This window comes from Caballeronia sp. LZ008, from assembly GCF_031451435.1.
Lineage (GTDB): Bacteria > Pseudomonadota > Gammaproteobacteria > Burkholderiales > Burkholderiaceae > Caballeronia > Caballeronia zhejiangensis.
On sequence record NZ_JARUXK010000001.1, the window covers coordinates 848,211 to 867,647 of the forward strand.

At 63.3% G+C, this 19,437-nt stretch carries 21 protein-coding genes; 8 read left to right on the forward strand and 13 right to left on the reverse strand.

Going from position 1 to position 19,437, the window contains the following annotated elements; translation table 11 throughout:
* Positions 1–48 precede the first annotated feature (48 nt).
* The 3 genes from QCE49_RS04020 to QCE49_RS04030 all read left to right on the forward strand — a co-directional run bounded on the left by QCE49_RS04020 (position 49) and on the right by QCE49_RS04030 (position 3,067).
* On the forward strand, positions 49–297 hold the full coding sequence (locus QCE49_RS04020) for a DUF3311 domain-containing protein (RefSeq protein WP_008350708.1): 249 nt from the start codon (positions 49–51) through the stop codon (positions 295–297).
* On the forward strand, positions 297–1,847 hold the full coding sequence (mctP, locus tag QCE49_RS04025; protein ID WP_008350706.1) for a monocarboxylate uptake permease MctP: 1,551 nt from the start codon (positions 297–299) through the stop codon (positions 1,845–1,847). The genes QCE49_RS04020 and mctP overlap by 1 nt, the downstream gene beginning before the upstream one ends.
* Positions 1,848–1,960: 113 nt before the next feature.
* Positions 1,961–3,067, forward strand: coding sequence for an FUSC family protein (locus QCE49_RS04030; protein WP_008350705.1), 1,107 nt, complete (start codon positions 1,961–1,963; stop codon positions 3,065–3,067).
* Between the two features lie 12 nt (positions 3,068–3,079).
* Here the strand turns inward: QCE49_RS04030 and QCE49_RS04035 are convergent, their stop codons facing one another.
* The 7 genes from QCE49_RS04035 to QCE49_RS04065 form a co-directional block, all read right to left on the reverse strand.
* Positions 3,080–3,508 carry a VOC family protein gene (locus tag QCE49_RS04035; protein WP_008350703.1) on the reverse strand — a complete coding sequence of 143 codons (429 nt, stop codon included), beginning with the start codon at positions 3,506–3,508 and terminating at the stop codon, positions 3,080–3,082.
* 176 nt (positions 3,509–3,684) lie between these two features.
* On the reverse strand, positions 3,685–4,638 hold the full coding sequence (gene tal, locus QCE49_RS04040) for a transaldolase (protein WP_008350701.1): 954 nt from the start codon (positions 4,636–4,638) through the stop codon (positions 3,685–3,687).
* A 228-nt stretch (positions 4,639–4,866) separates the two neighbouring features.
* Positions 4,867–5,124: an energy transducer TonB gene (locus tag QCE49_RS04045; protein WP_250456503.1), complete on the reverse strand. Its 258-nt coding sequence runs from the start codon at positions 5,122–5,124 to the stop codon at positions 4,867–4,869.
* 72 nt (positions 5,125–5,196) lie between these two features.
* Positions 5,197–6,393, reverse strand: a complete 1,197-nt coding sequence (locus QCE49_RS04050; RefSeq protein ID WP_175981862.1) for a benzoate/H(+) symporter BenE family transporter — start codon at positions 6,391–6,393, stop codon at positions 5,197–5,199.
* A gap of 13 nt (positions 6,394–6,406) precedes the next feature.
* Positions 6,407–7,582 (reverse strand): VWA domain-containing protein, encoded by a 1,176-nt coding sequence (locus QCE49_RS04055; RefSeq protein WP_008350694.1) that lies wholly within the window; start codon positions 7,580–7,582, stop codon positions 6,407–6,409.
* Positions 7,583–7,601: 19 nt separating this feature from the next.
* Positions 7,602–8,192 carry a GNAT family N-acetyltransferase gene (locus tag QCE49_RS04060; protein ID WP_008350692.1) on the reverse strand — a complete coding sequence of 197 codons (591 nt, stop codon included), beginning with the start codon at positions 8,190–8,192 and terminating at the stop codon, positions 7,602–7,604.
* A gap of 7 nt (positions 8,193–8,199) precedes the next feature.
* Positions 8,200–9,042 (reverse strand): MoxR family ATPase, encoded by an 843-nt coding sequence (locus QCE49_RS04065; RefSeq protein WP_008350690.1) that lies wholly within the window; start codon positions 9,040–9,042, stop codon positions 8,200–8,202.
* A 398-nt stretch (positions 9,043–9,440) separates the two neighbouring features.
* Here QCE49_RS04065 and QCE49_RS04070 point away from each other — a divergent pair, with 398 nt between their 5' ends.
* Both QCE49_RS04070 and QCE49_RS04075 read left to right on the forward strand, forming a co-directional pair.
* On the forward strand, positions 9,441–9,806 hold the full coding sequence (locus QCE49_RS04070; RefSeq protein ID WP_008350687.1) for a c-type cytochrome: 366 nt from the start codon (positions 9,441–9,443) through the stop codon (positions 9,804–9,806).
* Between the two features lie 40 nt (positions 9,807–9,846).
* Positions 9,847–10,227, forward strand: a complete 381-nt coding sequence (locus QCE49_RS04075) for a c-type cytochrome (protein WP_008350685.1) — start codon at positions 9,847–9,849, stop codon at positions 10,225–10,227.
* 81 nt (positions 10,228–10,308) lie between these two features.
* On the opposite strand, the gene QCE49_RS04080 is transcribed toward QCE49_RS04075, so the two are convergent.
* The 3 genes from QCE49_RS04080 to rsxB all read right to left on the reverse strand — a co-directional run bounded on the left by QCE49_RS04080 (position 10,309) and on the right by rsxB (position 12,313).
* Positions 10,309–10,740: a DUF1841 family protein gene (locus QCE49_RS04080; protein ID WP_008350683.1), complete on the reverse strand. Its 432-nt coding sequence runs from the start codon at positions 10,738–10,740 to the stop codon at positions 10,309–10,311.
* Between the two features lie 75 nt (positions 10,741–10,815).
* Positions 10,816–11,460, reverse strand: a complete 645-nt coding sequence (gene nth, locus QCE49_RS04085) for an endonuclease III (protein ID WP_008350681.1) — start codon at positions 11,458–11,460, stop codon at positions 10,816–10,818.
* 16 nt (positions 11,461–11,476) lie between these two features.
* Positions 11,477–12,313, reverse strand: a complete 837-nt coding sequence (gene rsxB, locus QCE49_RS04090) for an electron transport complex subunit RsxB (RefSeq protein WP_250456502.1) — start codon at positions 12,311–12,313, stop codon at positions 11,477–11,479.
* A 377-nt stretch (positions 12,314–12,690) separates the two neighbouring features.
* On the opposite strand from rsxB, the gene QCE49_RS04095 reads away from it, so the two are divergent.
* Entirely contained in the window at positions 12,691–13,323 is a 633-nt protein-coding gene (locus QCE49_RS04095; protein ID WP_008350673.1) for a TetR/AcrR family transcriptional regulator, read from the forward strand.
* 109 nt (positions 13,324–13,432) lie between these two features.
* Here QCE49_RS04095 and QCE49_RS04100 read toward each other — a convergent pair whose 3' ends face one another.
* Both QCE49_RS04100 and QCE49_RS04105 read right to left on the reverse strand, forming a co-directional pair.
* Complete coding sequence (locus tag QCE49_RS04100; RefSeq protein WP_008350671.1) at positions 13,433–14,704, reverse strand: polyhydroxyalkanoate depolymerase; 1,272 nt, start codon at positions 14,702–14,704, stop codon at positions 13,433–13,435.
* A gap of 355 nt (positions 14,705–15,059) precedes the next feature.
* On the reverse strand, positions 15,060–16,934 hold the full coding sequence (locus QCE49_RS04105; protein ID WP_175981864.1) for a glycoside hydrolase family 15 protein: 1,875 nt from the start codon (positions 16,932–16,934) through the stop codon (positions 15,060–15,062).
* Between the two features lie 451 nt (positions 16,935–17,385).
* Here QCE49_RS04105 and QCE49_RS04110 point away from each other — a divergent pair, with 451 nt between their 5' ends.
* On the forward strand, positions 17,386–17,634 hold the full coding sequence (locus QCE49_RS04110) for a hypothetical protein (RefSeq protein ID WP_033536686.1): 249 nt from the start codon (positions 17,386–17,388) through the stop codon (positions 17,632–17,634).
* Between the two features lie 151 nt (positions 17,635–17,785).
* Here the strand turns inward: QCE49_RS04110 and QCE49_RS04115 are convergent, their stop codons facing one another.
* Positions 17,786–17,938, reverse strand: coding sequence for a DUF3096 domain-containing protein (locus tag QCE49_RS04115; RefSeq protein WP_008350665.1), 153 nt, complete (start codon positions 17,936–17,938; stop codon positions 17,786–17,788).
* Positions 17,939–18,151: 213 nt separating this feature from the next.
* On the opposite strand from QCE49_RS04115, the gene QCE49_RS04120 reads away from it, so the two are divergent.
* Entirely contained in the window at positions 18,152–19,432 is a 1,281-nt protein-coding gene (locus QCE49_RS04120) for a lactonase family protein (RefSeq protein ID WP_409017206.1), read from the forward strand.
* Positions 19,433–19,437: the final 5 nt, after the last annotated feature.

A 19,437-nucleotide genomic window follows, 5' to 3' on the forward strand; every position in this document is an offset into this window, starting at 1 on the left:
GGCATCCCGCCGGGCTCGCAATAACGACAAAACAAGAGGAGACCGTTCATGGCTCACGAAGCTACGACCGGCACCGGACAACCGCGCAACAAGCATTGGCTGTGGCTTCTGATCCTTCCGTGGATCGGTGTGGTCTGGGTGCCTTTCTACAACAAGATCGAGCCCGTTCTGTGGGGCTTTCCGTACTTCTACTGGTATCAGCTGCTGTGGGTGCTGATCAGCGCCGTCATCACCGCCGTCGTCTATAAGAAGACGAAGGCGCTGCCCTCGGGACGAAAGAACGGAGGCGCGCGATGATGAACACCACCGCAACCTTCGTCTTCGTCCTCTTCTTCGTCGGCGTCACGATTCTCGGCTTCATCGCCGCGCACTGGCGCAAGGGCGATCTCGCCCAGCTCGACGAATGGGGCCTCGGCGGACGCCGCTTCGGGACCATTGTCACGTGGTTCCTGCTCGGCGGCGATCTCTATACCGCCTACACGTTCGTCGCGGTGCCGGCGCTCGTGTTCGGCGCGGGCGCGACGGGCTTCTTCGCGCTGCCGTACACGATCCTCATTTATCCATTCGCGTTCGTCGTGTTTCCGAAGCTCTGGAGCATCGCGAAGCGTCACGGCTATGTGACCGCCGCCGACTTCGTGCACGCGCGCTACAACAGCCGCATGCTCGCGCTCGCCGTCGCGCTGACGGGCATCGTCGCGACCATGCCGTACATCGCGCTGCAACTCGTCGGCATCGAAGTGGTGATCGGCGCGCTCGGCTTCTCGACGCAGGGCTTCGTCGGCGATCTGCCGCTCATCATCGCGTTCGCGATTCTCGCCGCGTACACGTACACGTCGGGCCTGCGCGCACCCGCGATGATCGCCGTGGTGAAGGACGTGCTGATCTACGTCACCATCATCGCCGCGATGATCGTGATTCCGGCGCAGCTCGGCGGCTTCGGCCATATTTTCAGCACCGTGCCGCCTGAAAAGCTGCTGCTGAAAGCGCCCGATGCCGCGAGCCTGAACGGCTACAGCGCGTACGCGACGCTCGCGGTCGGCTCGGCGCTCGCGCTCTTCCTGTACCCGCACTCGGTGACGGCGATTCTGTCGTCGAATTCGGGCAACACGATCCGCCGCAACATGTCGCTTCTGCCGGCGTACTCGCTCGTGCTCGGCCTGCTCGCGCTGCTCGGCTACATGGCGCTCGCCTCGGGCGTGAAGGACATGCCGGAATACGCGCAGTACTTCAAGGCCTACGGCGCGAACTTCGCCGTGCCGGCGCTGTTCCTGCACTACTTCCCGTCGTGGTTCGTGGGCGTGGCGTTCGCGGCGATCGGCATCGGCGCGCTGGTGCCGGCGGCGATCATGTCGATCGCGGCGGCGAACCTGTACACACGCAACGTGCATCGCGAGTTCGTCAACACGAACATGACGCCGGAGCAGGAGACCAACGTCGCCAAGCTCGTGTCGCTGATCGTGAAGGTCGGCGCGGTGGTGTTCATTCTCGCGCTGCCGCTCACGTACGCGATCCAGTTGCAACTGCTCGGCGGCATCTGGATCATCCAGACGCTGCCCGCGCTCGTGCTCGGCCTCTATACGCGCGTGCTCGATCATCGCGGCTTGCTGATCGGCTGGGCGACGGGCATCGGCGTCGGTACGTGGATGGCCGTGTCGCTGCAACTGAAGGGCTCGATCTATCCGCTGCATTTGTTCGGCTACGTCGTGCCGGGCTACGCGGCGGTGTGGGCGCTGATCGCGAACCTCATCGTTTCGATCGTCGTGAGCGTGCTCGTGCGCGTTCTCGGCCTCAAGCGCTCCGACGACCGCACGCGTCCGGAAGATTATCTGGACATCGTGGAAGGCTGATTCCGGCCGTCGCGCACCTGCCCGGCGCGGCGCGCGAAAAGCTGGTAAAACGCCCGTAACAGGCTTCTCGCCTTTGCGGGCGTTTTTTTGGACAGCCTTCGTGTGAGCGAACCATGCTTTCTCCGACATCGACGTCAATCAGGCGCGGCCGTCTCTCACGCCTCGTTCACTGGGTCACGTCGCCGTACTTCCGATACCGGCACGCGAACCTGATCCACGGGCTGCGCGTCGGCCTTGCCGTGGCAATGTCGATCGCCGTCACGACGGGCGTCGACATGCCGCACGGCATCTGGGCGACGGTGTCGGTGCTCGTCGTGATCGGCGGGCTGCAGCACTACGGCAACATCCGCAAGAAGGCCGCCGAACGCGCCATCGGCACGACGCTCGGCGCGGGCTTCGGCCTCGTGCTGATTCTCGCGGAGACGCTGACCGGCTCGCAGATGGTGTTCTTCGTGCTGATGTGCCTGGTCGCGGGCGGCTGCGCGTATTACGCCATCGGCAAGCCGGGCTATGTCGCGCTGCTCACGGCGATCACGATGGTCATCGTTTCCGGGCACGGCGACTTGCCGCTTTCCACGGGTTTGTGGCGCACGGCCAATGTGATGATCGGCGTCGTGATCGCGCTCGCGTTCTCGTTCGTGCTGCCGCAATACGCGACGTATTCGTGGCGCTACCGTCTCGCGGACAATCTGCGCGAATGCGCGAGGATCTACGGCGCTTTACTGGATGGCACGCCGCTCGTCGCCGAGGACACGGCGCGCCGCATGTATGCGATGAGCCAGCGGCTCGTGCAGGCGCGCGCGCTGATGGAGTCGGTCGCGAAGGAAACCGATGTGCCGATGGCGCGGCTGGAAGAGATCCAGCGCCTGCATCGCTCGATTCTCGCGGCGCTGGAAATGCTCGTGACGTCGATGCCGGAAGTCTCGGGCGCAACGCCCAGCCGGTTTGCGATTGCATGCTCGCCGGGCGAATACGCGGTGCGCGGACAGCTCCTGCAGATGGCGCGCGCGCTGCGCTTCGGGCGCGTCGGTTTGCTGTATCGCGCGATGGATGCGTCGGGCGCGCCGCAATCGAACGCCGCCGACGACGAGAACGCGACGACGCAGGGCATGCACTGGCTCGCGATGCGTTTCGTCGAGCAGGTGGATCGCTTGCGGATGCGGCTGTCGGAAATCGAGCGGCAGTGGAATATCGAAGGGGCGCGGCCGCTCAATCCATGAAGCAGTAAATGCTCAGGCGGCCTGCACTTCGGCTTCGTGCACCACGTTGATGAGCCAGGGCACGCCGAAACGATCCGTCAGCATGCCGAAGCCTTGTGTCCAGAACGTGGATTGCCACGGCGTGAGCACGTTGCCGCCTTCGGCAAGCATGTTGAAGATGCGCTCGCCGGATTGCGCGTCGTCCGCGGCGATCGACAGCGTGAAGCCCGAATAGTCCTTGCGCGGCTGACCATAGCGGCCGTCGGACACCAGAATCGCGTTCGGGCCGACGCAGAATACCGCATGCATGATCTTGTCTGCCCAGTCGGGCGGGGCGTTGCCGCCGTCCGGCGCATCGCGGAAGCGCACCAGCGCGGCGATCTGCGCCCCGAACGCGGCCTGATAGAGTTCGAGCGCCTCGGCGCAGTCGCCGTTGTAGAAGATATAGGTATCCAGTTGCATGACCGAATGACTCCGTGCATATAAAGCGGACATGCCGCCAGAGCCCGAAAGTCTATTGCAACGGCGTCCTACGTCGACTCGGAAACGGTCAAATTACGTCAAGAAGCAGCGAAATGGAAAAAACCGCAAATCGCACCAGTGATCCGGCGCGATTCGCGGTTCTGTTTTCAGCGCGCTTATTGCAGCGCGGTGATCAGCTTTTCGAGCTTGATCGCATCGGCGGCGAAAGCGCGGATGCCTTCCGCGAGCTTTTCGGTCGCCATTGCGTCGTCGTTGACGAGGAAGCGGAACGTCGGCTCGTCGACGGCGATCTTCTCCACGTTCTCGTTCTTCACGCTCTCCGGCGAGAGCTTGCGCTCGACCTTTTCGTTGCTGTCGGCGAGTTTCTTCAGCAGATCGGGGCTGATCGTGAGCAGGTCGCAGCCCGCCAGTTCGGTGATCTGACTCACCGTGCGGAAGCTCGCGCCCATGACTTCCGTCTTGTAGCCGAACTTCTTGTAGTACGAGTAGATGCGGCGCACCGACTGCACGCCCGGATCGTTCGCGCCGCCGTTTTTCACTTCGTCCCATTCCGCGCCGGCCGACTTCTTGTACCAGTCGTAGATGCGGCCGACGAACGGCGAAATAAGCTGCGCGCCCGCTTCGGCGCACGCGACCGCTTGCGCGAGCGAGAAGAGCAGCGTCATGTTGCAGTGAATGCCTTCCTTCTGCAGCACTTCGGCCGCGCGGATGCCTTCCCACGTCGACGCCAGCTTGATCAGCACGCGATCGCGACTGATGCCCGCGTTCTCGTACAGCTTGATGATGTCGTGCGCCTTGTCGATGGACGCTTTCGTGTCGAACGACAAGCGCGCGTCGACTTCGGTGGACACGCGGCCCGGAATGATCTTGAGAATCTCGGTGCCGAACGCGACGAGCAGATTGTCGATGATCTGCGGCATCGGCTTCTTCGCGTGCTCCTTGACGGTCTTTTCGAGCAGCGGCTTGTAGTCGTCCTTCTGGACGGCCTTCAGGATCAGCGACGGATTGGTCGTCGCGTCCTGCGGCTTGAATGCGATGAATTGCTGGAAGTCGCCCGTGTCGGCGACGACGGTCGTGTATTGCTTGAGCTGGTCGAGAGCGGATGTCATGTCGAGTCTCAGACGCGTGGCGTCTTGTCAAATTGCGGAAAACAACCCGCGGATTGCCCATGATTGCGACGCCGCGCGGCGACTTCGTTCGCGCGGCGCGCCCCTGAATTCATTTTCCCATTCTAGTCCCGAGCGCGGCGAACGCGCTGATACCGTGCGCGCACGCACGCGGCGTGCCGGAATTCGACCGGCGCGCCGCCTCGCGCGTTCAATCGCGTCCAAGCGCGTTCAGTCGCGTTCAATCGGCCGCGTAAGCGAGCTCGTGCCAGCGCCGCACCGTGCCCGAGTCCAACTGGCCGCGCGCGAAACGCATCTTGCGGACTCGTCGAGCGCGTGCGCGTCTGTCGCCGGATCGCCGCCGCTCATCTTCAGGACGACGTCCTGGACGTGCCCGGCGTCGTCGAGCAGCACGCGCACGATCGTCTTGCGCTTCCGTGCGGTGCCAGGCGGCGTGGAGCGCGCCAACAGTCTGTCGATCAAAGCCATGACGGAAATGCCAAAAACGATTGCGGAAGCATCTGCCGGAAATCGGGGCCGATTCCGCCATTGTAGGCTGCGTCAGGCGCGTCTGGCATTGAGCACGACATGCGTCACAACGCCCGCGATCAAGCCCCAGAACGCGGAGCCGATCGACAGCAGCGTGAGGCCCGACGCCGTCACCATGAACGTGACGAGCGCGGGCTCGCGTTGACGCGCGTCCTGCATCGCGTTGGCGAGGCCGCTCATGATCGAGCCGAAGAGGGCGAGCGCCGCCACCGACACGACGAGCTCCTTCGGAAACGCCGCGAACAGCGCCGCGATGGTCGCGCCGAACGTGCCCGCGAGCAGATAGAACACGCCGCACCAGACGGCCGCCGTGTAGCGCTTGTCGCGATTCTCGTGCGCCTCGCGGCCGGTGCAGATCGCGGCGGTGATGGCGGCGAGATTCACGCCGTGCGAGCCGAACGGCGCGAGCACGAGCGACGCGAGGCCGGTCGTCGAGATGAGCGGGGCGGAAGGCGTCGTGTAGCCATCGGCGCGCAACACGGCGATGCCTGGCACGTTTTGCGAGGCCATCGCGACGACGAAAAGCGGAATGCCGATGCTGATCGCCGAGGCGATCGAGAACGCGGGCATCGTGAAGACGGGATGCGCGAGCGCCACATGAAAGCGCGAAAAGTCGAGCAGCCCGAGCGCGCCCGCGACCGCGATGCCGACGACGAGCGTCGCCGGGATCGCGTAGCGCGGCAGGAAGCGCTTGCCGGTGAGATACGTGAAAAACATCACGATGACGAGCGAGGTGCGATGCTCGGCGGCGCGAAAAATCTCGATGCCGATCTCGAACAGGATGCCCGCGAGCAGCGCGGCGGCGATGCCCGACGGAATGCGCTTCATCAGCGTGTCGAACCAGCCGGTCAGGCCGACGGCGGTCAAGAGCACCGCGCAGACGATGAACGCGCCGATCGCATCGGCGTAGGCGACGTTCGGCAGCGACGAGACGAGCAGCGCCGCGCCCGGCGTCGACCATGCGACGACGATCGGCGCGCGATAGCGCAGCGACAGGCCGATCGTGCAGACCGCCATGCCCATCGAGAGCGCCCAGATCCACGAGGAAATCTGCGCATCGGACAAATGCGCGGCCTGGCCCGCCTGGAACATCAGGACGAGCGAACTGGTGTAGCCGGTCATCATCGCGACGAAACCGGCGACGATCGTGGAGAGCGACGTATCAAAGAGGAAACGCGGCGCGGCGGGCGCCGGAGCGGAAGCTTTCATTCGGGTGTCTCGATTACTTCGACAGGGCGCGCATGGCGGTTTCGAGGCCGGCCATCGTCAGCGGATACATGCGATTGCCGAGCACGTTGCGGATCGCGGAGATCGACTGGCGATATTCCCATAGCCGCTCGGGCTCGGGATTGAGCCATGCGTGATGCGGGAATTGATCCGCGAGACGGCGCAACCACACCGCGCCGGCCTCGGCATTGTTGTATTCGACGGAGCCGCCCGGCTGCAGCACTTCGTAGGGACTCATGGTGGCGTCGCCGACGAAGATCAGCTTGTAGTCCGGCGTGAACCTGTGCAGCACGTCGAAGGTCGGCGTGCGCTCGGTGTGACGGCGGCGGTTGTTCTTCCACAGATAGTCGTACACGCAGTTGTGGAAGTAGTAGAACTCGAGATGCTTGAACTCGGCCTTCGCCGCCGAGAACAACTCTTCGACGCGCTTGATGTGATCGTCCATCGAGCCGCCGACGTCGAGCAGCATCAGCACTTTCACGTTGTTGTGGCGCTCGGGCACCATCTTGAGATCGAGCCAGCCGGCGTTGGCGGCGGTGCTGCGGATCGTGCCGGGCAGATCGAGCTCTTCGTTCGCGCCTTCGCGCGCGAAGCGCCGCAAGCGCCGCAGCGCGACCTTGATGTTGCGCGTGCCGATTTCGACCTGATCGTCGTAATCCTTGTACGCGCGCTCGTCCCACACTTTCACGGCGGTGCGGTTCCCCGCCGATTCCCCGCCGATGCGAATGCCTTCCGGGTTGTAGCCGCCATGCCCGAAGGGCGACGTGCCGCCCGTGCCGATCCATTTGTTGCCGCCTTCGTGACGCTCCTTCTGCTCGTCCATCAGTTCCTTCAGGCGTTCCATGAGCTTGTCGAGGCCGCCCAGCGCCTCGATGCGCTTCTTTTCTTCCGCCGTGAATTCGCGTTCGAGCCGCTTCCTGAGCCAGTCGAGCGGAATGTCGAAGACTTCGTCGGGAAGCTGCGTCAGGCCGTGGAAATACGCGCCGAACGCGCGATCGAACTTGTCGAAGTACTTCTCGTCCTTCACGAGCGTCATGCGGGCGAGGAAGTAGAACTCGTCGAGCGACGGCGAAATGACCTGCGCCTTCAGCCCTTCGAGCAAGGTCAGATATTCCTTCACCGAAACGGGCAGCTTCGCGTCGCGCAGCGAGTAGAAGAAGTCGATCAGCATGGCGCGCTCTCCATCGTGCTTAACGTTCGAGCCGGAAATTCAGATTGGCGCGCACCGCCGGCCATTCCGAGCGGATGATCGAAAACACGACGGTGTCGCGCAACACGCCGTCCTTGCCGACCTGATGATTGCGCAGAATGCCGTCCTGCTTCGCGCCGAGCCGCGCGATCGCCGTGCGCGACGCGTGGTTCATGAAATGCGTCCGGAATTCGACGGCGATGGCATCGAGCCTGTCGAAGGCGTGCGTGAGCAGCAGCAGTTTGGCTTCGGTGTTGAGCGCGGTCTTCTGCACGCGCTTCGCATACCACGTATGCCCGATCTCCAGCCGACGATTCGCTTCGTCGACGTTGAAGTAACGCGTCGATCCGACGATGTCGCCGCTCTTCGCATCGATCACCGCGAACGGATGCGCGCCCGAGCGGTCGCGCATGTCGAGCGCGGTGTCGATATAGGCGCGCGTCTTGTCGGGCGGCGGCACGAAGGTGTACCAGAGCTTCCACAATTGGCCATCGCTCGCGGCGGCCGTGAGGGCCTGCTCGTGCTCGGGCGTGAGCGGCACGAGCCTGACGTGTTCGCCTTGCAGCGTGACGGGTTCGATCCAGCGGCTCATGTCGTTATCAGCGATGGTTGCGGTTCATGAACAGCAGCCGCTCGAAGAGCGCGACGTCCTGTTCGTTCTTGAGCAACGCGCCGTGCAGCGGCGGCACGATCTGTTTCTGATCCGACGAGCGCAGCGCCTCGGGCGGAATGTCTTCGGCCAGGAGCAGCTTGAGCCAGTCGAGCAGTTCGGACGTCGACGGCTTCTTCTTCAGGCCCGAGACCTGGCGCAGCTCGAAGAAGCTCTGCATCGCCGCGGCGAGCAGATCCTGCTTGATGTTCGGAAAATGCACCTCGACGATGGCCTTCATCGTCTCCGCGTCGGGGAACTTGATGTAGTGGAAGAAGCAGCGGCGCAGGAACGCGTCGGGCAACTCCTTCTCGTTATTCGACGTGATGATGACGAGCGGCCGGTGCTTCGCTTTCACGAGCTCGCGCGTCTCGTAGACGTAGAACTCCATGCGGTCGAGTTCGCGCAGCAAGTCGTTCGGAAATTCGATGTCCGCCTTGTCGATCTCGTCGATGAGCAGCACGCTCTGCTGGTCCGACTCGAACGCCTGCCACAGCACGCCCTTGACGATGTAATTGCGGATGTCCTTCACGCGCTCGTCGCCGAGCTGCGAATCGCGCAGGCGCGAGACGGCGTCGTATTCGTACAGGCCTTGCTGGGCTTTCGTCGTCGATTTGATGTGCCACTGCAGAAGCGGCATGCCGAGTGCTCCCGCAACTTCCTCGGCGAGCATGGTCTTGCCGGTTCCCGGTTCGCCCTTGATGAGCAGCGGCCGTTGCAGCGTCATCGCGGCGTTCACCGCGAGCTTGAGATCGTCGGTTGCGACGTATTGCGATGAGCCTTCGAAACGCATGACGAAGATCCGGTTGGCAAAAAAATCCCAGTATAAGTCAGAAGACCTTTCCGCATTGAGGCGCGCCCGGTATCGTTTGAGCCGCTTTATCGGCAGGTCGACGCTGCATGCCCGAGCGCGGGTGAAGCGTGCGCGCAAGCGGGTTCATCGCGTGTACAGGGACGAATTGTCGCAGGGCAAACGGCTGCTTTTCAGCCGATTCCCCTTGTCAGCAGGGCTTCGGCGCGGTTCGCGTGTGGACGGAGGGTAGGTCGCGCGGTACAATTAGCGCGATTTTTTTGGCCTGCGTGGCGACAGACCCTGCAACAGCAAACAGTCCCGAGAAGGTTGTATTGCGCTCGGCGCGGGCCGCGGCCTTGTGAGCGCCGGATTTCCCCTCAAGCCAGGTTAGAAGAGCTATGAACAATTTCGTCGGCAAATGTGCCGTGATTGCAGCGCTGTCCGGTCTCGCCGGCTTCGCGAGTGAGGCGTCGGCCGACGTCGTCGGCAACGCGAAGGCCGCAGAGGGCAAGGTTGCGATGTGCATCGGCTGCCACGGCATCCCCGGCTATCGCACCGCGTACCCCGAGGTGTACGAAGTGCCGATGCTGGGCGGCCAGAACGCGCAGTACATCGCCAATGCGCTGCATGCCTACAAGAAGGGCGACCGTCATTTCGACACGATGCGCGCCATCGCGACGACGCTGTCGGATCAGGATATCGCCGATATCGCCGCGTACTACGCTGCGCAGACTCCCCAATCGAAGAACAATCCCGACAAGTGATCCGCGCGTGAACGCAAAGCGACAACGGGAAGGAGAATTCATGAAGCCGTCCAAGGCACTTCACTCAAGCTTCAAGGCAGCGAGCGCCGCAGCGGCGCTCATCGGCATGACGGCGTTCGGCAGCGCGCACGCAGCCGATGTCGCAAACGGCAAGGCGCTTTCCGACAGCCACAACTGCGCGGCCTGTCACGGTCCCGGTCTGAACAAGCCGGTGAGCGGCGAGTATCCGCGTCTCGCGGGTCAGCACGCGACGTACATCTACTGGGCGCTGCGGCAGTATCAGATCGGCGGCAACAACCCGAACTTCGGACGCAACAACGCCATCATGGCGGCGCAGGTGCAGAACCTGTCGCAGAGCGATCTGAAGGATCTCGCGGCATACATCGAATCGCTCGATGGCAGTCTCGTGCTGAAGAAGTAAGCGCGATTTCTCCCGCAATCCGCACAACGAAACACCCCGCTCGAAGCGGGGTGTTTTGCTTGATGCGTCCGGTTTCGATGCTTAGTCGCGCGAAGCACGGCGCTCGATCAGCGCGAGATAGGCGTCGGTGTCGGGCGGGGTGCCGGAGCGCTGCGCTTCCCAGATGATCTGGCCGAGGCAATCCATGATCGCGTGCTGCGCGTCGTGCGGCGAGCCGAGGCGTGCGACGAGCCTGTCGTGCGCGCGGCGGATGCCCGGCGGCTGATCGATCGAAAGCTGCTCGCTGATCGCGAGATGCATCGACAGATGCAGGAACGGGTTCGTCTGACCGCGATCGGGCGAGTAATCGGCTTCGCGCGATTCGGGGTTCACGAGCGCGTCGTGATATTCCGGATGCTCGCCGATCCAGTCGGCGGCCATGCTTTCGAGCGGCGTCAGAATCTCGCCGGCGCGCTCCTTGCGCCACGTTTCGGTGAAGAACTGGCGAACTTCGTCGCGGCTGGGGTTGAACATAACGTATTGATTCTATTGCGGGTTTCTGAATCCGCTATTGTAGACCGCGATGCGCAGGTTCTGCCCAAACCCTCTTCATTCGACGGGCGCGGGCGTCTTCGGCCGATATTCGCAGAGCGGCTCGATCGCGCAATGCCAGCATTCCGGCACGCGCGCCTTGCAGACATAGCGTCCATGCAGGATCAGCCAGTGATGCGCGTCGTGCAGAAATTCCTTCGGCGTGAATTTCTCGAGCGCGGTTTCGACGGCGCGCACGTCCTTGCCCGGCGCGAGCCCGGTGCGATTCGCGACGCGAAAGATGTGCGTATCGACGGCGATAGACGGCTGCCCGAACGCGATGTTCAGCACGACGTTCGCGGTCTTGCGGCCGACGCCCGGCAGCGCTTCCAGCGCCTCGCGATTGTCCGGCACCTCGCCGCCGTGCTGCTCGACGAGCATGCGGCACGTCGCGATCACGTTCTTCGCCTTCGTGCGATACAGCCCGATCGTGCGGATGTATTCCGCTACGCCTTCCTCGCCGAGCGCGAGCACCGTTGCCGGCGTGTTGGCGACGGGAAACATCTTGCGCATCGCCTTGTTCACGGAGACGTCGGTGGCCTGCGCGGAGAGCATCACGGCGATCAGCAGTTCGAACGGCGTCGTGTATTCGAGCTCGGTCACCGGGTGCGGATTCAGGCTCTGCAAGGTCTCGTAGATCGCGCGGCGCTTCGTGGCGTTCATGATTCGATGTCCGTTCTTACGCGGGTTTATCGCCTTTATCGGGATGGGACGCGTTTGCGTCGTCCGTAATGCCAAGACGGCGGCGGCGCGCTTCCGCTTCGTCGATCTGCGCCTGCACGGCCGCGCTCACGTGAGCCGTGTTCTTGGGACCGGCGCCGAGCTTCGCCATCTCTTCTTTCTTCTTGCGCGCGCGCTCCAGCGCGGCCTGGATGATCGCGCGTTTCTTCGCTTCCGGATCGTCGCTCGCGGGCTGCGCTTCGTGCGTGGCCTGCGTCGCTTGCGCTGTTTGCGCCGCCCGCGCGGCCTGACGCGCGCTCACGCGTGCCTGCGCCTCGGCGCGCTCGCGCTCCAGACGTGCCACGCGGCGGTCGTGCCGGGCGCGCGCAGCATCGGCTTGTTCCTGACTCCACGCGTCCCAGCCGGTGCGATCGCCGGTCACGGGCACCATCGCGATGCAATCGACGGGGCAGGGCGGCACGCACAGATCGCAACCCGTGCACAGTTCGGCGATGACCGTGTGCATCTGCTTCGCGGCGCCGACGATCGCATCGACCGGACACGCCTGCATGCACAGCGTGCAGCCGATGCACACGTTCTCGTCGATCACCGCGACGGGCCGTGCGCGCTCGACGCCATGCGTCGTATCGAGCGGTATATCGGGCGCGCCCAGCAGCGCGGCGAGACGCGCGACACCTTCGGCGCCACCCGGCGGGCACCGGTTATAGCTCGCCTCGCCCGCGGCGATGGCGTCGGCGTAGGGCCGGCAGGCCGGGTAGCCGCACTTGGTGCATTGCGTCTGCGGCAGCAGGTCTTCGATGCGCTCGGCGAGCGTCTTGGAAAAGGTTGCGGTCACGAGGAATTGCGATGATGCCTTGGGGACTGGCGCAGCGTGGGCGAAGATCGCGTTGGGAATCGCGCGGTGCGCTTCGGATGCGAAGAAAACGCTTCGGCGTCCACGACGACGGGCACGCTGCCTGTTCGGCGCGTCCCGTTTCGCGGGCGCACGCTCGGCTTTGATCGACATTATCGCCGAAGTCGTCAACAGTCGTGCCGAATGGCTTCTACTCCCAATTGCCAACGTCCTTTCGATGTGCGCATAATCGAAGCGCTTTTCCGTTTGACCGCAGGACGGTGTTTCCCAATAACCCTGGGCAGCGCCCGTTCACGTCATGTACCCAATGCGGGCCGCGTGACGCTAATCCGGCAACGCGGCTCCCGAGTCATGCCACCATGAATCAGCCGAAAATCAAAAGAGATCCTGAAGGCACCCGGCGCCGTATTTTGCTTGCCGCCGCAGAAGAGTTCGCGGCCGGTGGCTTGTTCGGCGCCCGTGTCGATCAGATTGCGCGTCGGGCGGAGACCAATGAGCGCATGCTCTATTACTACTTCGGTAGCAAAGAGCAGTTATTCACCGCCGTGCTCGAACATGCGCTATCGGCGCTCGTCGAAGCGGAACGCACGCTCGAACTCGACGGCATTGCGCCTATCGAAGCGATGACGCGTCTCGCGCATTTCGTCTGGGATTACTACCGGGATCATCCGGAGTTGCTGCGCCTCATCAACAACGAGAATTTGCACGAGGCGAGATATATCAAAGGATCGAATCGAATACGCGAGCTCATTTCGCCGATCGTCGCGACGCTCACGGCCATTCTCGATCGCGGTCAGAAAGCCGGACTGTTTCGCACCGACGTCGATCCGCTCAAGTTCTACATCATCCTGTCGGGACTCGGCTATTACATCGTTTCGAATCGCTTCACGCTGGAAGCGACTTTCGGGCTCGATTTCAGCGAGCAGGCGCAGCGCGAGCAGATCGTGCGGATGAATACCGAGTTGCTGCTGGCCTTTTTGACGCGCCGCTGAATCGACGCGGTCGGAAGAAAAAACGTCGCGCCTTTTGCAAGGCGCGACGTTTTTGTTTGCCGCGATGGAATCGGTACCGGCGCGTTCGTGCGTTCGTACCGCTCGTACCTTAGGCCGGCACGGCTTCGGTCTTCGGCGTCTTGTCGTGCTCGAGAATGAACTCGCGCAATTGCGGATACACCATCGTGCGCCAGCGGCGGCCCGAAAAAATGCCGTAGTGGCCGGCCTTTTCCGCCGTGAAATGGCGCTTGTGCTTCTCCGGAATGCCGGTGCACAGATCGTGGGCGGCGCGCGTCTGGCCGCTGCCGGAGATGTCGTCGAGTTCGCCTTCGATCGTGAAAAGCGCCGTGTGCTTGATGTCCTGCGGACGCACGAGCTCGTCGTTGACTTCCCATGTGCCTTCGGCGAGCCGGAATTCCTGGAACACGATGCGGATCGTTTCGAGGTAGTACTCGGCGGCCATGTCGAGCACGGCGTTGTATTCGTCGTAGAAACGGCGATGTTGCTCGGCGTCCTCATCGTCGCCGCGCAGCAGATTTTGATAGAAGTCCCAATGGGCCGTGAGATGGCGCTCGGGATTCATCGCGACGAAGCCCGCGTGCTGCAGGAAGCCCGGATAGACCTTGCGCCCGACGCCGGGATAGTTCGCCGGCACCGTGTAGATGACGTTGTTCTCGAACCACTCATACGAGTGCTCGTTCGCGAGCGAATTGACGGAGGTCGGGCTGCGGCGCGCGTCGATCGGGCCGCCCATCATCGTCATCGTGCGCGGCGTGTCTTCGCCGCGGCTCGCCATCAGCGAAATGGCGGCGAGCACCGGCACGGTCGGCTGGCACACCGAAATGACGTGCAGGTCCTTCGCGCCGATATGACGGATGAACTCCTGGATGTACTCGACATAATCGTCCAGATGGAACGGGCCGTTCTCGGTCGGGACCATGCGCGCGTCGATCCAGTCGGTGATGTACACCTTGTGGTCCTGCAAGAGCGTTTTGACCGTATCGCGCAAAAGCGTCGAATGGTGGCCCGAGAGCGGCGCGCACACGAGCACGATCGGCTCGTTCTTCAGCTTGGTGACGGTGGCGCTGTCGTCCGCGAAGCGCTTGAAGCGCAGGAGGCGGCAGAACGGCTTCTCGATCACCGTCTGCTCGACGATCGGAATGTTGTGACCGTCCTTGACGATCTGATGAAGATTGAACTCCGGCTTCTCATAGTCCTTGCCCAGCCGGTAGAGCAGTTCGTAGCCTGCGGCGAGACGGCTCGAACCCGGCACATAAGCGAGCGGACTGGCCGGGTTGACGAAGGATTTCGATGCTGCCTGGGCCCATGCTGTGAGGGGAGACAGCATGGCGCGTTGGAATTCGTGAATTTGATAGAGCATGGTTGCCCCAGTAACTCCGGTGGAAACCGGTACGCCCGTTGATCCCGGCAATGCTTCCGGCGACGAACTTCAACGGCTTTCGAAGATCCCCGGCGGCGCGGCGGGCTGTCGCCTTGCTGCCGGGGCACTGACTTCCTGCGATGCTTCGCGTGCCTTTTTCGCGTTGCCACCTGCGCGTTATCGACGCGGGAAGAATGCAACTTGAGTCGAGGCAATATTTTCCGCGCATTAAACGTTCAATTCAACCGATCGGTTGAAATTGCTCGCCTGGAAACAACACGTCCTGCGATCATACTTTTTGTGCATTGCACAAATATTACCGTCAAAACACTGATTTCGCCAATAAAACAGAGATTTATGACTTTCCCGCCGCGGCGTCGATTTCGGCCTGCGCTTCCGATTCGGCGTGATGTTCCGAGCCGGACGGCTGACCGGTCGCCTTCGCCATTTCTTCCTCGTGACGCATCAGGTTCATCCCGGTGTGCACGAGAGCCACGTGGGTAAAGGCTTGCGGGAAATTCCCGACCATGCGCTTCGCCACCGTGTCGTACTCCTCGGCCAACAACCCGACATCGTTCGCGAGACCGACGAGGCGCTCGAACATTTGATGCGCTTCGTCGATCCGGCCCTGCAGCGCCAGATTGTCGACCAGCCAGAAGCTACAAGCCAGAAACGTGCCTTCCCCGGGCGGCAGCCCGTCCGCGACTTCCGCGGTGTGGTAGCGCTTGACGAGCCCATCGTGCGTCAAATCGGTCTCGATCGCATGTACGGTTCCGGTCACTCGCGGATCTTTTGGCGGCAAAAATCCGAGCAACGGAATGAGCAGCAGGCTGGCATCGAGCGCGTCGCTGCCATAAGCCTGCGTAAAGGAGTTGAGCTTCGGATTCCAGCTCTTCTTCAGCACCTCGGCGCGGATGCGCGCACGCATCTCCCGCCAGTGATCGATCGGGCCGGGCAGGTCGAAGCTTTCCGCCGACTTGATCGCCCGGTCGTACGCGACCCACGCCATCACCTTCGAGAACGTGAAGTGTTGCTTGCCGCCACGCACTTCCCAGATGCCTTCGTCGGGTTCTTCCCAGATCGTGTCGAGGTGTTGCAGCATGGCGCACTGGATCGACCACGCGGTTTCATCGCTCTGCAGCCCGCCGACGCGCGCGAGATGGAGCGCGTTCATCACTTCCCCGTAGACGTCGAGCTGCAACTGGTCGACCGCGCCGTTGCCGATCCGCACCGGCGCCGCGCCTTCGTATCCCGGCAGCCACGGGATCTCCCATTCGGGCAGGCGGCGCTCGCCCGCGATGCCGTACATGATCTGAATCTGCGCGGGCGAGCCCGCCATCACGCGGCCCAGCCACGCGCGCCATGCGCGGGCTTCGTCGTAGTAGCCGCCGCGCATCATCGCGAGCAGGGTGATGGTCGCATCGCGCAGCCAGCAGTATCGGTAGTCCCAGTTGCGCGTGCCGCCGAGCTGTTCCGGCAGCGATGTCGTCGGCGCGGCGACGATGCCGCCCGTCGGCTCGTACGCGAGCGCCTTCAGCGTGATGAGCGAGCGGCGGATCGCGCTCGCCCAGCGGCCGTTGAGCTCGCTTTGCCCGGACCACTCGCGCCAGTGATTTTCGGTGCGCGCGAGTTGCGTATTCGGATCGGATGCGTGCGGCAAGCGCAGATGCGACTGCGAATAGCACAGCGAGAACGGCACGCGCTCGCCCGCGCTCACATCGAAGCAGGCGGTCGTGTGCATGTTCTCGCCGACGAGATCGACGGGCGTGCGCAGCACCGCGAGATCCGGCCCGGCGATCGCGCGGATGCCACTGTCGTCGGGCAGGCGGCTGACCCACGGCACCGCGGAGCCGTAATCGAAGCGCAGCACGAGTTCCATCTTCATCCGTACCGTGCCGCGGCGTCCGATCACGATACGCACCAGCTCCGAATGGCCGTTGCGAAGCGGCATGAAATCGACGATCGTCACCGCGCCTTGCGGTGTCTCGAAATCGGTTTCGAGGACCAGCGTGTCATCTCGATAGCGGCGGCTGACGACCGGCGACTCGCCGTCGGGCATGTCGGGCGCGAGGAGCCATCGGCCGTGCTCGGGCGTGCCGAGCAGCGCGGCGAAGCACGCGCCCGAATCGAAGCGCGGCCAACAGAGCCAGTCGACGGAGCCGTCGCGGGAAATGAGGGCGGCGGTGTGGCCGTCGCCGACCATTGCATAGTCTTCGATCAGTGCGGGCATAAGCGAACATCTTCCTGCAGGCGGCGCGGGCCGAATCGAAACGCGCCGCGGGTTGAGCAAACGATCCGGGACACGAGCGCCCGAGCGAAACGCGGCGTCGTCGGCGGTCGGGGCGACGGACGTCATGCATGCTTTCTGGCCGCATTCTGCCGCAATCGTTCACGGCGAGCAGGAAACCGGGCCGGGCGTCATCGGGACGTGTCGCACGGTTGGCGGAAAATGACTAGCGAAGCGCCGAACGCACCGTTGCTTCTGCTTTCGACTGATGTTTAGAATGAAGCTTCGTCAAAGGCATCCGCGCCGCGGCCTTTTCGAGCAGGGCGCGGAAACTTTCTGTGCCTTTCATTTGTCTTTCAGCATGTTCCCGGTCGTCTCGCGCGCGGGTCATGCAGTCGCTTCGCGCAACGTCTCTTCCGGTTTTCAACGTAGCGTTTTCGAGGAACAGAATCCCATGCTCTATCCGTCGAAAGCTGACTGCATCGCCATTCTTTCCGCCGCGAGCCGCGTATCGGACGCCGACATGCTCCTCGCGCTCGATCACAAGAACCTCGGCCTGTCGCGCAACGCGATGGACGCCGCCGCCGCGTTCCTTACGGAGCGCGGCTGTTTCAACCGCTATACGTTCGGCGTGACCGGCGTGTCGGTCGGTGCGCTGTCGCTGCAGGGACGCCTGCGTCTCGATCAGCTCGCCAACGGCTGACACGGCCGATCCGCGCGGCAGGCCCGCGCGTCCTTCTTTCGTGACACTTTGCGCACGCGCACGGACATTCCGTACGCGTGCGTTCGCGCGTTCGTGGGCGTCCGCGGAACCGCCGACGGGAATCGGCGTCACAACGACAGTCGCGCGCCCGTCAGAAATGAGCCGATCCCATGCCGAACAGGCCGATCAGCCCGATCACGATCAGATAGATCGCGACGATGAAGTTCAGCAGCCGCGGCATGATGAGAATGAGGATCCCTGCGATCAGCGAGACGAGCGGGGCGAGGCTTAGGTGGATGGTCATCGCGGCAACTCCTGTTGTTGGTTCGAATCGTGTCGGTTGGCTGGTCGTGCAAAGGTGTATCGTCGTTTTCATCGTTTGGAGCGGAACTTGCTCCCGCACGTCCTTGGGCCTTGCGATGTCGGCGGTTTCGCGCGCCGCTCCCGATAACAAGCACCAAAGAGACGAAGAGGAGGTTTCATGCACCCGAGCCAACCTTGCGGCGCGAATCCGCTGATGCACGTCTTGCAAGACCCGCGCCCGAAGCGCGCCAGGCGCGTCGCGTGGGCGAAAGGCGTCGCGCTGATGCTCTCGTTTGCAGCGGCGCAGGCCTTCGCGCAAACGGGCGCGACGCCCGCCGCGCCGGGCACCGCGAGCGACGTCGCCGCGTCGAAACCGGCCAGCGGCGACGTCTACGATCTGCTCATCGGCACCTATACGGGCGGTGGCAAGAGCGAAGGCATCTATGTCTATCGGTTCGACACGGGCAGCGGCGAGCTGTCCCGCATCGCGTCGGCGCAGACGGTGAATCCGTCGTATCTCGTCGTGAGCCGCGACCGCCATTACGTGTACGCAGTGAACGAATTGCCCGGCGACAACGGCCCGGCAACGCAACGCGGCGGCGTCAGCGCCTTTCGCTTCGATCGCGCGAGCGGCCAGTTGAGCTTTCTCAATCGCGTGTCATCGGACGGCAACGATCCGTGCTATCTCGCGATATCGCCCGACGGCAAATATCTGCTGACAGCCAACTATTCGGTCGCGTCCAATCCGGGCGGCAGTTTCGCGGTGTTTCCGCTGGCTTCCGATGGCCACGTCGGCAATTCGGTGCTGACGGTGCATCACGAAGGCGCCGGCCCGGTGAAAGGACGGCAGGACAATTCGCATGTCCACTCGACCGTGTTCTCGCCCGACGGCAAGTATCTCTTCGCGCAGGATCTCGGCGTCGACAAGGTGTTCGCCTATCGGTACACGGCCGATCCGTCCGCATCGAGCCGCGGTCTGCTGGGTCCGACCGAATCGCGCTACACACCGATCAAGGCGGGTTCCGGGCCGCGCCATCTGGTCTTCGACGCAAGCGGCAAGCACGCTTATCTGACGACCGAGCTGAACGCATCGGTGCTCGCGTTCGATTACCGCGACGGCAAGCTCACGCAAATCCAGACTGCCTCGCTGATCGCGCCGGGTTTCAGAGGGAAGATCGGCGGCGGCGCGATTCATCTGTCGCCTGACGGGCGCTTCCTGTACGCGACCAATCGCGGCGACGCCAACGAACTCGTGCAGTTCTCGATCGATCCGGCGAACGGCCATCTGAAGCTCGTCAAGCGCTATCCGACGCTCGGCAAGACGCCGCGCGAATTCGCAATCGATCCGACCGGACGCTGGCTCATCGTCGGCAATCAGGAGAGCGACAGCGCGTATTTCTTTCGCCGCGATCCGCAGACGGGCGAGCTTGCGTCGGACCCGAAGCGGCTGTCGATCGGCTCGCCGGTCGATTTCAAGTTCGTATCGCCATCGTGACGCGT

Excerpts from the sequence above, each read along its gene's own strand:
- QCE49_RS04020 (WP_008350708.1), top strand. The coding sequence starts at position 49 with ATGGCTCACGAAGCTACGACCGGCACCGGACAACCGCGCAACAAGCAT.
- mctP (WP_008350706.1), top strand. The coding sequence starts at position 297 with ATGAACACCACCGCAACCTTCGTCTTCGTCCTCTTCTTCGTCGGCGTC.
- QCE49_RS04030 (WP_008350705.1), top strand. The coding sequence starts at position 1,961 with ATGCTTTCTCCGACATCGACGTCAATCAGGCGCGGCCGTCTCTCACGC.
- QCE49_RS04035 (WP_008350703.1), bottom strand. The coding sequence starts at position 3,508 with ATGCAACTGGATACCTATATCTTCTACAACGGCGACTGCGCCGAGGCG.
- tal (WP_008350701.1), bottom strand. The coding sequence starts at position 4,638 with ATGACATCCGCTCTCGACCAGCTCAAGCAATACACGACCGTCGTCGCC.
- QCE49_RS04045 (WP_250456503.1), bottom strand. The coding sequence starts at position 5,124 with ATGGCTTTGATCGACAGACTGTTGGCGCGCTCCACGCCGCCTGGCACC.
- QCE49_RS04050 (WP_175981862.1), bottom strand. The coding sequence starts at position 6,393 with ATGAAAGCTTCCGCTCCGGCGCCCGCCGCGCCGCGTTTCCTCTTTGAT.
- QCE49_RS04055 (WP_008350694.1), bottom strand. The coding sequence starts at position 7,582 with ATGCTGATCGACTTCTTCTACTCGCTGCGCGACGCGAAGCTGCCCGTT.
- QCE49_RS04060 (WP_008350692.1), bottom strand. The coding sequence starts at position 8,192 with ATGAGCCGCTGGATCGAACCCGTCACGCTGCAAGGCGAACACGTCAGG.
- QCE49_RS04065 (WP_008350690.1), bottom strand. The coding sequence starts at position 9,042 with ATGCGTTTCGAAGGCTCATCGCAATACGTCGCAACCGACGATCTCAAG.
- QCE49_RS04070 (WP_008350687.1), top strand. The coding sequence starts at position 9,441 with ATGAACAATTTCGTCGGCAAATGTGCCGTGATTGCAGCGCTGTCCGGT.
- QCE49_RS04075 (WP_008350685.1), top strand. The coding sequence starts at position 9,847 with ATGAAGCCGTCCAAGGCACTTCACTCAAGCTTCAAGGCAGCGAGCGCC.
- QCE49_RS04080 (WP_008350683.1), bottom strand. The coding sequence starts at position 10,740 with ATGTTCAACCCCAGCCGCGACGAAGTTCGCCAGTTCTTCACCGAAACG.
- nth (WP_008350681.1), bottom strand. The coding sequence starts at position 11,460 with ATGAACGCCACGAAGCGCCGCGCGATCTACGAGACCTTGCAGAGCCTG.
- QCE49_RS04095 (WP_008350673.1), top strand. The coding sequence starts at position 12,691 with ATGAATCAGCCGAAAATCAAAAGAGATCCTGAAGGCACCCGGCGCCGT.
- QCE49_RS04100 (WP_008350671.1), bottom strand. The coding sequence starts at position 14,704 with ATGCTCTATCAAATTCACGAATTCCAACGCGCCATGCTGTCTCCCCTC.
- QCE49_RS04105 (WP_175981864.1), bottom strand. The coding sequence starts at position 16,934 with ATGCCCGCACTGATCGAAGACTATGCAATGGTCGGCGACGGCCACACC.
- QCE49_RS04110 (WP_033536686.1), top strand. The coding sequence starts at position 17,386 with ATGCTCTATCCGTCGAAAGCTGACTGCATCGCCATTCTTTCCGCCGCG.
- QCE49_RS04115 (WP_008350665.1), bottom strand. The coding sequence starts at position 17,938 with ATGACCATCCACCTAAGCCTCGCCCCGCTCGTCTCGCTGATCGCAGGG.
- QCE49_RS04120 (WP_409017206.1), top strand. The coding sequence starts at position 18,152 with ATGCACGTCTTGCAAGACCCGCGCCCGAAGCGCGCCAGGCGCGTCGCG.